Raw genomic sequence first — 12,862 nt, 5'->3', positions numbered from 1 at the left:
AAAGGCAAGGAGTCAGTCGTGTCGCGAACGTTAGAGCATTTCAATTATCTGCACCAAATACCTGAGCTGGGCTTTGAGGAGTACAAAACCTCGGCTTACATCGGCGACGCCCTGGCGGCGGCAGGGTTCCGGGTTCACCGCAACGTTGGCGGGACTACCGGGATTGTCGCCGAAATCGATAGCGGGGAACCGGGGCCAGTGGTGGCGCTACGGGCAGATATGGATGCGCTGGGCCATATTATCGATGGCCGCTTAGAGGCCCGTCATACCTGCGGTCATGATGGCCACTCGTCGGTGGTATTAACCGCCGCCGAAGAGATCCTCGCCGAGGGGCTGGTAAAGCGTGGGAAGTTAAAAGTGCTTTTTCAGCCTGCTGAAGAGCTGGGGACGGGCGCGATCGCTTTAACGGAGGCCGGGGTACTGGATGACGTAGAGATGCTGTTCGGCTTCCATCTCCGGCCGCTGGAAGAGTGTCCGATGGGCCAGGCGGTACCGGCAATGTACTATTCCGCTTCGGCGACGGTGATGGTGGATTTTCACGGCAAAGCCGCTCACGCCGCTCGTCCGCATCTGGGCATTAACGCGCTGGATGCCGCCTCGCATGCAGTACAGGCGGTGAACGGTATCCATCTGGCGCCGTCGCTTACCTGGAGCGCGAAAGCGACGCGCTTTCTTTGCGATGCGGGCGTCACCAATTCGGTGCCGGCGAAAGCGCACGTTTGTTGGGATCTGCGCTGCGAGGAAAATGACGGCATGGCGACACTCAAAGAACGCGTGGTCAGGGCTATCGAGAGTAGCGCAGCAGCATATGGCGCCAGCGTCGACATCCGGGTAGTCAAAGAGATGCCGGCGGCGATTATCGACGCAGAAGCCACGGCTATCATAAGCCAGGCAATATGCGAAACCTTTGGCGAGGCAGGCTTAACGACCGCGAAGAGTACGCCGGGCAGCGAAGATTTTTTCCACTATTTGCGTCTGCGCCCGGCGGTGAAAGGTGGCTTCTGGGGACTGGGCTGCAACCTGCTGCCGGGCCTGCATCATCCGGAAATGCATTTCGATCGCACCGCGCTGGCGGATGGCGTGCGGGTATTCAAATCCTGCGTTCGCCAGCTGTTGGGCTGAAGCTAAGCTGCCAGCCCCCGGGTAGCGGCTTACGCCTTACCCGGGCTACGGTTGGGCATTTTGTCGGTAGCCCCGGTAAGCGTAAGCGCTACCGGGGAAGCGTCCCGGATGTCGGCTAACGCCTCATCCGGGCTACCGCGGTGCGCATAGGTCGCCAACAGGTGATAGTCATTTCCGGCGACGCGAAACAGGGCTGCCGTTTCGCCGGGTATAACCCATCGTTGCTCATCGCCTGGCATGCAGCTCAGGTAAATGCACAGCCCGCAGCCGCTGCGCAGCTGGCGCGGAATATCCTTCACCTCGAAGGTCATTCCCGCCGCCTGCAGGGCTTTGCGCATCCGCACCACCCCCACCGTGGAATGAAATAAAAACAGGAAGGTTGTCATCCGCGCCTCCGCTGGCGCTGGCCGATCAGCGCTGCGCCGATCGCCCCGGCAAACTGGGCGTCGGGATGGGTTGTCACCGCCATGCCGACATGGCTTTCCAGCATCCGGGCAAAGGTGGCGCAGTGGCTGACGCCGCCGGTAAACAGCAGTGGCCCCTGCGCCGATAAGCGGCCAATAAAGTTCGCGCTGCGCCGGGCCATGGCATTAATCACCCCGGCCAGAATCGCCTCTGGCGCGACGCCGGCCGACCGCAGGCTAATGACCTCCGATTCGGCAAACACCGTGCACATGCTGGTAATCGCATGCGGCTCGACGCCTGCGGTGATGCTGTCGAGTTGTTCGACGCTGGCGCCAAGCGTCCGTGAAATGACCTCCAGGAAACGTCCGGTACCGGCGGCGCATTTATCATTCATCAGGAAGTCGCTGAGATTGCCCTCAGTGTCCAGCTGGATAACTTTGCTGTCCTGGCCGCCGATGTCAATCACCGTGCGGGTGTCCGGCGCCAGCAGGCGAGCGCCGAGGCCGTGACAAGAGATCTCCGTCACCTGCTTATCGGCAAAATCCACCAGCTGGCGACCATAGCCGGTGAGGGTTAAAAAAGGCGTCTCCGTGAGGCCAGCGCGTAGCGTTTCCCAGGCCTTATGGATGGCGTCGGCGGGGCGAAAGGGAGTGGGGCAGAGGAAGCGGCGTACAATGACGCCGTCCGCCAGCAGGATGCCTTTTGTGGCGGTGGAGCCGGAATCAATGCCAACCGTATAGTTCACGCCAGCTCCTTACAGCATTTCGATAAAGGCGGTGACGCGGGTGCTGAGCTGGCCGAGGTCCGCCGTCGAATAGTCGGTTTCTATCGCCATATAAGGAAGGTCGTGCTGCTGGCGCAGATGGCGTTTAATCGCCAGCGATTCCACGGCATAGGTATGGCAGGCCTGCAGAATGACGTCGATCACCCCGTCGGCCTGATACTCCTCCACCATCTGGCTCAGCAGCTGCAGACGCTGGTCGTTGGGGGAGATACAGGAGCAGCCGATGGCGAGATATTTATCGGTTAAGGCGTCGTAGACGTCGCCCTCTTCCGCCACGCAGCGCTCGGTGGCTTTCGCGCCGGTGCAGTTTTCATAGCCGACCACCCAGCCGCCGTTTTCCTCGATGGCGCGGACCACTTTTTCCGCCGCGCCGCCGATCGGGCAGCCGGTGATCAGGATCCGCGGACGAGGTTCCAGCCGTTTACCCTGCCGCCACTCCTGATGGATGCGGTCCGCCATGGCATGTAGTTCATCAATCAGGGCGGTTTTGTCGAAACGGAAGGTGGCGCCATACACCACTTTCAGGATGTCGCCGCCGCTGAGCGCCGGCGGATTGAGTTGCCCGAGACGATAAAAGTGGGCCAGCGCCCGGCGCTCGCGATTTTTCAACACGATGGCTTCGCGTAGCGCCGCCTCGCTAATCGGCGTGCCAAACCGGGTCTCAATCACCTGCTGCAGGCGCAGGATCTCCGTTTTCCACAGCGTGCGGGAAGCGGCGTCGCTGGCGCTGTTCGGCAACTGCATGACGTGGACCGCCTTGAACTCGGCCATGTACTCGTACATCTTCTTTTTACCGTCGCAGGTGGTTTCCCCAACCACCAGGTCAGAGAAATAGAAGTACGGGCATTTATCGGTTTTGCCGAAGCCATAGCTGCTTTTGATAAGCGGGCAGAGGTTGCGCGGCAGATCTTTTTCCGCTTCCTCGATGGTTTCATCGGAGGTGGAGCACAGTGAAACGACAATGGCGCCCGCCGCCATGGCGATCTCCTGAGGTATAAAGGTGCAGTAGGTGCCCACCAGCGGCACGTTCTGCTCTTTAAGATCCATGACGGTGAGAAAGCCCTTCTGGCGAGCTTCTGAGAACTGGTCAAAAATGGCGGGTAGATCGGTGATAAGCGACATGATTTTCCTTCCCCGTACACGGGAGATGCTGAAAGAGTCGCCATTATAGCCCTGTTGTTTGTGAGCTTTTATTGATCTCCTGCGTCTGCGCGCGGCGTTAATAGACCTTCTTCAAATCCATCTCTTCCTGGATCCGCTCGCTCCACGCCAGATGGGTGCGGATGGCCTCTTCGATACCGGCGTTGTAAAACAGCGGCCCCAGCTCTTTGGCGATAAAGTCGACAAAAAACTCGGCATCAAACTGCTCCAGCTCGAGGTTGAAGGTCTCTTCGCAGTACTTGCTGAGCTTATCGCGCAGCAGGTCGCGCTGTGCCGGGCTGAGTTCAATGTCGTTCATGATGGAGCTTTCTCCGTAAAAGGGCTCACGACTGCCGGGCTTCGATCACCGCTTGCCCACACTGGCGCTGATGGCGTAACAGTCCGGCCAGGCAGCAGGCGGCGACGATCCCGGCGGCCACCGCCAACAGGTGGAAGGGGAGTCTGCCGCCATGGAACCACAGCCAGCGCGCGCCTTCAATCGATAACGCGCTGACGCTGAGGATCACGATATTCAGCGAGGCGGAGACCGTGCCTTTCGGCAGGTCGTTGGAAAAGAGGGTAAAGCGAAACAGCGTCGGGAAAATCAGCCCGATGCCGAAGGCGTAGAAGCAGGTGCCGAGCACTGACCACAGCCAGACGTGCGGCCATATCAGATTCCCAACGATCAGGATGGCCAGGCCGAGCATTTGTATCGGGACCGCGCTGAGCACAAAGCGCGGGCGGGTGGGATCTTTTACCCAGCGCGCCACCGACAGGTTAGCGATGATGACGGCGCTGAAGACTGGTACCTGGCTCCAGGCGAACTCGCTGGTGGTCAGTCCGCCGGCGTCCATTAAAATCACTGGCGATACCGCCACCCAGCTCATCAGCGGAATATAGCTCAGCGACAGCGTGGCGGCGCCGAGTAAAAAGATGCGGTTACGAAAGACGGCGCGGAAATCCCGCAGCACGCCGGGCAGGCTGAATGGCACATCGCCGCGGCGCACCGTCTCCGGCATGGTCAACAGCAGGCCGAGCCAGGCCACCAGCCCCATGGCGGCGATGATGCCGAACAGCGCTTTCCAGTGGATGAAATGCATCAGCGCCGCGCCGGAGAGCGGGCCGACGATCGGCGCCACCAGCACGACGGAGGTGATCACCGCCATCAGCCTGATCGATCTTTTTTCCTCAAAGGCCTCCTGCACGGTGACGTAGCCGACGGTGGCGATAAAGCAGATGCTGGTGCCCTGCACGAAGCGGGCAATCAGGAACTGGGTCATGGAGGTGGTGAACAACGTCGCCAGGCACGCGAGGGTGAAAATCAGCGCGCCGGTGAGCAGTACCGGACGCCGTCCGATCCGGTCAGAGAGCGGCCCCAACAGCCATTGCAGCGCCATGCCGCCGGCCATATACAGGCTCACCGAGGCAGGAGCCAGCGCCACATCGGCATTGAAATCCCGCACCACGTGGAGGATCCCCGGCTGGATCAGGTCGGTAGTGAGATAGGCTGAAAAATCATACAGAATGAGCGCCGCCGGGAAGAACAGCGCGGCGGCGTGGCGGGTCAGCCAGTGGGAAATCCGGTGCATCATTTCTCCCTCCCTGTGGAATATTTATCAGCGCTATTGTTCGGATAGTATCATTGCTAACCAATATGCAGATGCAGCAGCGAGGGGATCTGCGAGAACAGCCACAACATCAGGCCGATGGTCCCCCCCACCAGGGTGCCGTTGATGCGGATAAACTGCAGATCTTTACCGATATTGAGCTCGATCTGCCGCGACATATCGCGGGCGTCCCAGCTCTTCACCGTGTCGCTGATATGGCGGGTGAGGAAGGCGGCGAACTCCGGCGCCACCCGGTGCGCCGCCTGTTCCAGGTGTTCGTTAAGCGATTCGCGCAGGGCGTCGTCGCGGAGTAAGGTTTCACCGAACCACTGGCCAGCCTCGGCGATGCGCTGCTTAATACGTGAGTCATCGCTGCTGATATCGTTTTTTACCCAGCTGCGCAGGTCGCCCCACACTTCACCGAGATAGCGGTTAAAGGTCTCATCATTTTTCAGATATGCTTTGATGTTCTCGGCCTTCTGCGCCATGAGCGGGTCGGATTTCAGGTTGTCGATAAGCTTCTGCACCGCGTGGTCGAAGGCCTGGCGGATCTGGTGGGTACGGTCATGGCTCACCTCGTCCAGCAGGGTATTCACCGCATCGGTGACCATCTCGGCGCTGTGCTCGCCGAGCCACTCGGTGGGTAACAGTTTGGCCTTCAGCGGGTGCTCGGTCTCCAGCCAGCGCACGATGCCGCGGGCGATAAAGGCGCGGGAGTTGTCCCGCTGCAGCAGGGCGATAAGCTGGCTTATCAGCGAATCCAGCAGCTTCTGGTGGCGATTGTCGCGGGTCATTCCCTCCAGCATCATGGCGCTGGTCTGCGTCAGGTCGACTTTATCGATCGCCTTATGTACCGCGCGGCGCAGCAGGCGCTGAATGCGCGCGTCGTCGGTCAGTTCAAGAAAACCGCTCATCACCTGCAGCAGATGCTGGCCGACCCGCCGGGCATTCTCCGGCTGGCTGAACCAGTTGCCGAGCATCAGGGCTGGCTCATAGCGGCGGATCAACGCGACCAGCGACGGGGTATCGAGGAACTTCTCCTCGACAAAGCGGCCAAGATTATCGGCGATGCGGTCTTTGTTACGCGGGATAATCGCGGTATGTCGGGCGACAAAGGGCAGCGGAATACGACGAAACAACGCGACCACCGCAAACCAGTCGGCCAGCGCCCCGACCATCGCCGCTTCGGAAATGGCCTTTAGCGCGCTGACCCACGGCGTCGGCGGCAGCAGCAGGGTGGTGATAAATAGCGCGGCGGCGATCAGCAGCAGCGACAGCGCCAGCAGTTTGGCGCGTTTGAGTTCAGCGAGTTTTTCCATAAACTTAAGCATATAACCTGACGGCGAGGTCGTGCAAAAATCGCCAGATAATCCACAGACCGAAGATCATCAGGACCGCCCCTGCCGCCCGCTCGACTCGCCAGACGATGGCGCCCAGGCGGCGCTGTACCTGCGGCAGCGCAATCGCACTCACCAGCAGTAAATCCCAGAAGAACACCACGCTGACCATCCACAACCCGCTCACCGTTTGCTGCAGCAGGGTGACCGCCGGCCCGAGCAGGGAAGTCATCAGCGCCAGATAAAACAGAGCGTTTTTGGGGTTGAGCAGCGATGACCCCAGCCCGAGCAGCAGCTGCCTGCCGAACCCCGGACGCGATGCGCGAATGCTCTCCACCGCCAGCGTCGCGGGACGGCTGCGTATCAGCAGGCTGCCAACCCACAGTAAATAGCCCGCCCCCAACAGCTCAATGAGCAAAAACAGCAGCGGCGCCTGGCGCAGAAGCCCCCAGCCGACGATGGCGAGAACAATATACAGCGCATTGCCGGCGGCGATGCCGAGACACAATCCGATGCTGCCGCGGATCCGGTAGCGCACGGCGTAGCCGACCAGCAGAAAAAAATCAGGGCCCGGGCTGAGCAGAGCGACAAAGTGAGACAGGGCTAGCGCCGGGAAGGCGGCGGGAAAGAGCGTCGATAAGGTATGCATAGTGGCCTCGATAATGGTACTGAGGCCACCCTAAGCGAAGTGCCGTATTACTTATTGTCGGATATTGATCTGCTGTGCGCATATTGCCGCGGCGTGGCGGCGGTATAGCTGACAAAGGTTTTATGGAAATGGCTCTGATCGGCAAAGCCAGCCTGATAGCCGACATCGGCAATAGGGTCCCCGGCGCGTAAACGCGTTTTCGCATATTCGATGCGCGCCATGTTGATCAAACTGGCGGGTGTCAGGCCGGTATCCTGTTTCACGGCGCGGATAACGGTCTCTTTACGAAGCGCGCTGTCGTGGGCCAGCTTATCCAGCGACGGCGGCGCTGGCAGTTCTGTCGCCAGGCGCTGAAACAGCAGGGCGCTGGCGTGATGTGGTGCCTGCGGCGCGGCGGCGCACAGCGGCAGCGCGTGCAGGAGTTGCGCCAGCCGGGCGGGCAGTTGTTCAAGGCTCCCGCGGCTCATCAGGGCGACAACCTGCTGGAAACAGGCAAAGAGAGGGCTGTCGCGCAACAGTGGCTGCGGCGAGGCGATACTGGCGCCAGGGGGAATATCCGGGCGCTGCGCGTGGCACCATGCCGCCTCCAGGTACAGCATATGATAGCTGCGCGGCCTGTCATGCAGCGGATTACAGCTATGCGGCGCGTGCGGGGGGATCACGATCAGATCCCCGGGCTGCAGGAGATATTCCTCACCATTGCACAGGCAGCGCGTTTCCCCCTCGATAATCGCCCCCACCGAGAGCTGCGGGTGGCTGTGGCGTTTGTAGGCCTGGCGGCTGCGCCAGGTGCTGCGCAGCTCCAGCCACGGTAGACGATCGTCTCGCCAGAAGGTTTGGGGGATATCTCGGGTATGGTTCACCGCATCGACCTTTGCTGAGGAGGGAGAGGTCGTTTATAGCATGCTGCGCGGAGGCTGTCGCCCGCCTGGATTTGCGTACCGCCTCGAAAAAGGATGTCGCGCTTGCAGTCCGGAGAAATCTATTTTCGTGGCGGTGCGTAAAGGTTGTATTGCCCGGGTGTCAGAGACATTCCGAGCGCGTAGAGTCCCTGCAGGATAAGCAGGCAGGGATGAGCCGATGGCAAAGGGCACCACCTCGACGCCGCATGATGCGGTGTTTAAACAGTTTCTCACTCAGGCCGACACCGCGCGTGATTTCCTGGCGATCCACTTACCGCCTGCGCTGCGTCAGCGCTGCGACCTCGATACCTTACAGCTGGAATCGGCAAGCTTTATCGAGGAGAGCCTGCGGGCCTGGTACTCCGATGTGCTGTGGTCACTCAAAACCGCGTCTGGCGAGGGCTACATTTATGTGGTTATCGAACATCAGAGCTCGCCGGATGCGCAGATGGCCTTCCGCCTGATGCGCTACGCCATCGCCGCGATGCAGCGCCATCTTGATAGTGGTCATACCAGACTGCCGCTGGTGGTGCCGATGCTGTTCTACCACGGGGCGACCACGCCATACCCGTGGTCGCTCAACTGGCTGGACTGCTTTACCGATCCGCAACTGGCGAGGGAGCTTTATATCTCGCCCTTTCCGCTGGTGGATATCACGGTGATCCCCGACGATGAGATCGTTAGCCATCGGCGCGTGGCGTTACTTGAGCTGATACAGAAGCATATTCGCCAGCGCGATTTAATGAACATCGTTGGGCAACTGACGACGATTTTACTTAGCGGGGACGCTAATGACAGACAGCTAAAAACGCTGTTTAATTATCTGCTGCAGACTGGCAACGCGCGCCGCTTTGGCCGGTTTATCCACGAAGTGGCGCAACGGGTTCCTCAGCACAGGGAGAGATTGATGACCATCGCCGAAAGATTACAGGAAGTGGGCCGCAGAAAAGGCAAACGGGAAGGCCGGCAAGAAGGATGGCAACAAGGCAGACAAGAAGGACAGCATGCCGAGGCGCTGCGCATTGCACAGAGGATGCTGGACGACGGTATTGCCCGCGAGACGGTAGTGAAAATCACTGGCCTGGCCGCCGACGAGATCGCCGCGCTGGAACATTGATAACGCCGGGGCGGCCTGAAGGTAGCCCCGGTTAGCCTTTTTATGGAATATTCCGGATATACCTAACTTTACCCGCATCGCCAGCCATCTCGACTACCCTTAATATCCTTGACGGCATTTTTGACTGCCTTAATAGCGATAACAAGGAGACATGCGATATGGCCTATCAGACGGTGAATCCTGCGAATAATCAGCTTATTAAAACGTACCCGGCGCACAGCGACGCGGACGTGGAGGCGGCGCTGCAGCAGGCGGATGCGCTCTACCATTCAGCCTGGGCAAAAGGCGATATTGAACCGCGGCTGGCGGTACTGCATAAGCTGGCTGATCTGATCGACAGCCGGGCGGAGGAACTGGCAAAAATCGCCAGCCAGGAGATGGGGAAACTCATTAAGCAGAGCCGCGGCGAAGTGAAACTTTGCGCGCAGATCGCCCGCTATTATGCCGATAACGCCAAATCGTTGCTGGCGCCGGTGAAATATCCCTCCGAACTCGGCGACGCCTGGGTTGAGCATCATCCCATCGGCGTCTTAATGGCGGTGGAGCCGTGGAACTTCCCCTATTACCAGCTGATGCGCGTCCTGGCGCCAAACCTGGCGGCCGGCAACCCGGTTATCGCCAAACACGCCAGCATTGTGCCGCACTGCGCGGAGACCTTTGCCCATCTGGTGCGTGAGGCCGGCGCACCGGAAGGGGCGTGGACCAACCTGTTTATCTCCCAGGAGCAGGTGGCGAAGATTATCGCCGACGATCGCGTGCAGGGCGCGGCGCTCACCGGGTCGGAGAAAGCCGGCAGCGTGGTGGCGGCGCAGGCGGCGAAGCATATTAAGAAATCGACGCTGGAACTGGGCGGTAACGATGTATTTGTGGTACTGGACGATGCCGACCTGGAACGCGCGGTGAAAATCGGCGTCCAGGCGCGGCTGAATAACGCCGGCCAGGTGTGTACCGCTGCCAAGCGTTTTATCCTGCACGAAAATATCGCTGAGTCGTTTCTGGCGAAATTTAGTGAGGCGTTTCGCCAGGTGAAAATCGGCGATCCGCTGGATGAAAGCACCACGCTGGGGCCGCTCTCTTCCAAAGATGCGCTGGACACCCTAAGCAAACAGGTGGACGAGGCGGTGAAAAATGGCGCTACGCTGCATCTGGGCGGCAAAGCGGTGGCACGAGAAGGCAATTTCTTTGAACCCACCATTTTGACCGGTATCACCCGTGACAACCCGGCGTACTTCGAAGAGTTCTTTGGCCCGGTGGCGCAGATCTACGTGGTGAAAAATGACGAGGAGGCAATCCAGCTGGCCAATGATTCCCACTATGGTCTGGGCGGCGCGGTCTTCAGTCAGGATATCGAACGCGCCAAACGGATGGCCTCCGCCATTGAAACCGGGATGGTTTATATCAACTGGCTTACCGATACCGCGCCGGAGCTGCCGTTTGGCGGCGTGAAGCGTTCCGGTTACGGACGGGAGCTCTCCGATCTCGGCATCAAAGAGTTTGTGAACCAGAAGCTGGTGGTGGTGCGCCGCTAAGCCCGGCCATAAAAAAACCTGCCATTCGGCAGGTTTTTTTATAATAGATTCATTGCACTTCGACTTTATCCCAGCCGCTTTTGAACATACAGCTGTCGACTAAGGTCTCCCGCTGATATTCATTCGCGTCTTCTACCGTATAGCTTGTTTCAACATCCTGTTTCTTATGTTTTTTGTCCGTTTTTTCTGAACTGGACCTGGTCACCACGTTATCCGGAGGGAGATCGACCAGGGCCTGCGCTTCACATTCGGTGAGCTTTTTATGCATTTCGGCATCGCTTAAACCCGGCTTCACCCAGGTATACTGAGTGCAGCCGGTCAGCAGCAACGCCAGGCTCAGCGCAGAGAGCGCGGCGAGACGTGGTTTCATCAGAAGGTGACTCCGCCGCCCACGTAGGCGCCATCAATCAGGGTGTGGTTTGGGCGACCCTCTTTGCCGTCAACGCTCACGTGACGGTAACCCACTTTCAACGTCACTGGACCAATCGGGGACCAGCTTACGCCGCCGTTCGCTTCGACATAGTTTTTTACGCTGTTGTTCAGGCCGTCCGGCGCGACATACCCTTCGCCAAACACGTGGATGCTGTCGGTCAGGGCCACGTTCACCCCGCCGCCGACCGGAAACGCGACGCCGTTATCGCCTTTTTTCGGCCCGAGGTAGATAGCTTTCGCGCCAGCGTTGAGCATAACCGGACCTACTTCCAGATTGTAACCCGCGCCAACGCCGCCGGTCTGGCTACCATCATCGGTATTCTTCAGCCAGTGGCTTTCGGCGTACAGGCCAGAAGAGGATTTACCCATTTCCATATTCAGATTGGTGAAGTTTTTACCTTGTTCAACGGTAAATCCCATCGCCATGGCGGAACCAGAGACCGCGGTCAGGGCAGCAACAATCAGGATGTTAAGCTTTTTCATGGTTTGCTCCTCGTCATTAAATTTGTCTGAGCGCACCTTAACAATCGATGTTTACCTCTGCAAATGTGACTTAAGTCAATTTTTTATGCTGGGTTTGTCAGGGCGGTGTTTTGAAAATGTTGTAATGACGTTGGGTTACGGCGAGGTCAATCAGCAAATTTGGTCTGTTTAGCCGCGGTTTAATGGGTGGGCTAAACAGAAACTGAACAGGGCGGGCATTAATTATTAAGGATCCTATTCATTTAGTTTCTTATTATTTCCAAAAGTGTTTCTGCTGTTACTTATTAAAACGTTGCTTTACATTTTTCGACGCGCTGCCGACGTTTGGTCCCTGTTTTTGGCGAGGTGTCAGAGAGAGGATGGTGCCTGCGCCTTGGGGCGCAGGCGGGCAGGTTAGCGTCGTAACCCGGCAAATGCGGCGCGAATTTCCTCTTCCGGCAGCTGAATGCCGATAAATACCAGCGTGCTGTGCGGCGTTTCATCGCCCCACGGGCGATCCCAGTCGGCGCTGTAGAGGCGCTGCACGCCCTGAAACAGCAGGCGATTTGGCTCGCCGTCGATCCACAGCATGCCTTTATAGCGCATCAGTTGCTCGGCGAAGGAGAGCAACAGGTTTTCCATTACCCGTGAAACTTCACTGATATCCACCGGATAGTCGAGCTCGACCACAATCGACGAGACGTCGTTCTGCTTTTCTGCAACAAAATGAAAACGCGGTGTGGCGCTGACAACCTTTTCTTCCAGCATAAAGCCGCTGGTGTTAAACAGCTGGCTTAGATCGATATCGCCGTGAATGACGGTATAAACCGGCGCCCGCGCATTGATGCGCGCCAGCCGTTCGCGCAGCTTCTCGGTGTCGCCGGCAACGTCGGTTTTGGTTAGCAAAATGCGGTCCGCATAGCCGACCTGCGACTGGGCGATGGTGAACTGATCCATCTGCTGGTCGGCATGGACGGCATCCACCAGGGCGATCACGCCGTCCAGCAGATAGCGCTCGCAGAGCACCTCATGGGAGAAAAAGGTCTGGATAATCGGCCCCGGGTCGGCCATGCCGGTGCACTCAATCACCAGCCGGTCAAACTCGATTTCGCCGCGATCGCGACTGTCGAGGAGATCGAGCAGGGCGTCTTCCAGTTCGTTGGAGCGCGTACAGCAAATACAGCCGTTGGTCAGGGTTTTGATCTGCGTGGCGCGGTCGCCGATCAGCTGATCGTCAACGGAGACTTCGCCAAATTCATTTTCAATCACGGCGATTTTGAAACCGTGCTGCTCATTCAGGATATGGCGCAGGAGGGTGGTTTTTCCTGCGCCGAGAAAACCGGTGAGTAGGGTGACTGCAATCGGTGCCATTATTG

General features: G+C 58.8%; 13 protein-coding genes and 1 pseudogene. 3 read left to right on the top strand and 11 right to left on the bottom strand.

Annotated features, from left to right (window positions below):
- Window positions 1-18 precede the first annotated feature (18 nt).
- The gene (locus DTA24_RS24690) at window positions 19-1,122 is read left to right on the top strand and encodes a M20 peptidase aminoacylase family protein (RefSeq protein ID WP_023297005.1); all 1,104 of its coding nucleotides are present in this window, start codon (window positions 19-21) and stop codon (window positions 1,120-1,122) included.
- 134 nt (window positions 1,123-1,256) lie between these two features.
- Here DTA24_RS24690 and DTA24_RS24685 read toward each other — a convergent pair.
- From DTA24_RS24685 to DTA24_RS24650, 8 genes and pseudogenes are all read right to left on the bottom strand, one after another.
- Window positions 1,257-1,508, bottom strand: a pseudogene (locus DTA24_RS24685) (DUF3343 domain-containing protein); the annotation flags it as partial.
- Window positions 1,505-2,272, bottom strand: coding sequence for a putative 2-hydroxyacyl-CoA dehydratase activator YjiL (gene yjiL / locus DTA24_RS24680; protein WP_008807591.1), 768 nt, complete (start codon window positions 2,270-2,272; stop codon window positions 1,505-1,507). The gene yjiL and the pseudogene DTA24_RS24685, both read right to left, overlap by 4 nt.
- A 9-nt stretch (window positions 2,273-2,281) precedes the next feature.
- A complete protein-coding gene (locus DTA24_RS24675; protein ID WP_123837095.1) occupies window positions 2,282-3,433 on the bottom strand; it encodes a double-cubane-cluster-containing anaerobic reductase in 1,152 nt (383 codons plus the stop codon).
- Window positions 3,434-3,530: 97 nt separating this feature from the next.
- Entirely contained in the window at window positions 3,531-3,770 is a 240-nt protein-coding gene (locus DTA24_RS24670) for a DUF2164 domain-containing protein (RefSeq protein WP_008807589.1), read from the bottom strand.
- Between the two features lie 25 nt (window positions 3,771-3,795).
- Complete coding sequence (gene mdtM, locus DTA24_RS24665; RefSeq protein WP_012969015.1) at window positions 3,796-5,043, bottom strand: multidrug efflux MFS transporter MdtM; 1,248 nt, start codon at window positions 5,041-5,043, stop codon at window positions 3,796-3,798.
- A 53-nt stretch (window positions 5,044-5,096) separates the two neighbouring features.
- On the bottom strand, window positions 5,097-6,389 hold the full coding sequence (locus DTA24_RS24660; RefSeq protein WP_008807587.1) for a DUF445 domain-containing protein: 1,293 nt from the start codon (window positions 6,387-6,389) through the stop codon (window positions 5,097-5,099).
- Entirely contained in the window at window positions 6,382-7,044 is a 663-nt protein-coding gene (locus tag DTA24_RS24655) for a LysE family translocator (protein WP_008807586.1), read from the bottom strand. Before DTA24_RS24655 ends, DTA24_RS24660 begins: the two co-directional genes overlap by 8 nt.
- A gap of 47 nt (window positions 7,045-7,091) precedes the next feature.
- The gene (locus tag DTA24_RS24650; RefSeq protein ID WP_008807585.1) at window positions 7,092-7,907 is read right to left on the bottom strand and encodes an AraC family transcriptional regulator; all 816 of its coding nucleotides are present in this window, start codon (window positions 7,905-7,907) and stop codon (window positions 7,092-7,094) included.
- Between the two features lie 217 nt (window positions 7,908-8,124).
- On the opposite strand from DTA24_RS24650, the gene DTA24_RS24645 reads away from it, so the two are divergent.
- Both DTA24_RS24645 and DTA24_RS24640 read left to right on the top strand, forming a co-directional pair.
- Window positions 8,125-9,063, top strand: a complete 939-nt coding sequence (locus DTA24_RS24645; RefSeq protein WP_100751434.1) for an Rpn family recombination-promoting nuclease/putative transposase — start codon at window positions 8,125-8,127, stop codon at window positions 9,061-9,063.
- A 158-nt stretch (window positions 9,064-9,221) separates the two neighbouring features.
- The gene (locus tag DTA24_RS24640; protein WP_022065036.1) at window positions 9,222-10,592 is read left to right on the top strand and encodes an NAD-dependent succinate-semialdehyde dehydrogenase; all 1,371 of its coding nucleotides are present in this window, start codon (window positions 9,222-9,224) and stop codon (window positions 10,590-10,592) included.
- 49 nt (window positions 10,593-10,641) lie between these two features.
- Here the strand turns inward: DTA24_RS24640 and DTA24_RS24635 are convergent, their stop codons facing one another.
- From DTA24_RS24635 to yjiA, 3 genes are all read right to left on the bottom strand, one after another.
- The gene (locus DTA24_RS24635) at window positions 10,642-10,962 is read right to left on the bottom strand and encodes a hypothetical protein (protein WP_072125496.1); all 321 of its coding nucleotides are present in this window, start codon (window positions 10,960-10,962) and stop codon (window positions 10,642-10,644) included.
- Entirely contained in the window at window positions 10,962-11,507 is a 546-nt protein-coding gene (locus DTA24_RS24630) for a YfaZ family outer membrane protein (protein WP_008807582.1), read from the bottom strand. The genes DTA24_RS24635 and DTA24_RS24630 overlap by 1 nt, the downstream gene beginning before the upstream one ends.
- Before the next feature lie 393 nt (window positions 11,508-11,900).
- Window positions 11,901-12,857, bottom strand: coding sequence for a GTPase (gene yjiA, locus DTA24_RS24625; RefSeq protein WP_008807581.1), 957 nt, complete (start codon window positions 12,855-12,857; stop codon window positions 11,901-11,903).
- Window positions 12,858-12,862: the final 5 nt, after the last annotated feature.

The sequence above is a fragment of the Klebsiella sp. P1CD1 genome (assembly GCF_003790505.1).
In the GTDB taxonomy this organism is placed as follows: Bacteria; Pseudomonadota; Gammaproteobacteria; order Enterobacterales; family Enterobacteriaceae; genus Klebsiella; species Klebsiella variicola.
Note: the sequence above shows the minus strand (reverse complement) of the source record. Positions and strands in the feature narration are given on the sequence as shown.

Coding starts and splice junctions, on each gene's coding strand:
- DTA24_RS24645 (WP_100751434.1), top strand. CDS start 8,125: ATGGCAAAGGGCACCACCTCGACGCCGCATGATGCGGTGTTTAAACAG.
- DTA24_RS24660 (WP_008807587.1), bottom strand. CDS start 6,389: ATGCTTAAGTTTATGGAAAAACTCGCTGAACTCAAACGCGCCAAACTG.
- mdtM (WP_012969015.1), bottom strand. CDS start 5,043: ATGATGCACCGGATTTCCCACTGGCTGACCCGCCACGCCGCCGCGCTG.
- yjiA (WP_008807581.1), bottom strand. CDS start 12,857: ATGGCACCGATTGCAGTCACCCTACTCACCGGTTTTCTCGGCGCAGGA.
- DTA24_RS24630 (WP_008807582.1), bottom strand. CDS start 11,507: ATGAAAAAGCTTAACATCCTGATTGTTGCTGCCCTGACCGCGGTCTCT.
- DTA24_RS24635 (WP_072125496.1), bottom strand. CDS start 10,962: ATGAAACCACGTCTCGCCGCGCTCTCTGCGCTGAGCCTGGCGTTGCTG.
- DTA24_RS24655 (WP_008807586.1), bottom strand. CDS start 7,044: ATGCATACCTTATCGACGCTCTTTCCCGCCGCCTTCCCGGCGCTAGCC.
- DTA24_RS24640 (WP_022065036.1), top strand. CDS start 9,222: ATGGCCTATCAGACGGTGAATCCTGCGAATAATCAGCTTATTAAAACG.
- DTA24_RS24670 (WP_008807589.1), bottom strand. CDS start 3,770: ATGAACGACATTGAACTCAGCCCGGCACAGCGCGACCTGCTGCGCGAT.
- DTA24_RS24675 (WP_123837095.1), bottom strand. CDS start 3,433: ATGTCGCTTATCACCGATCTACCCGCCATTTTTGACCAGTTCTCAGAA.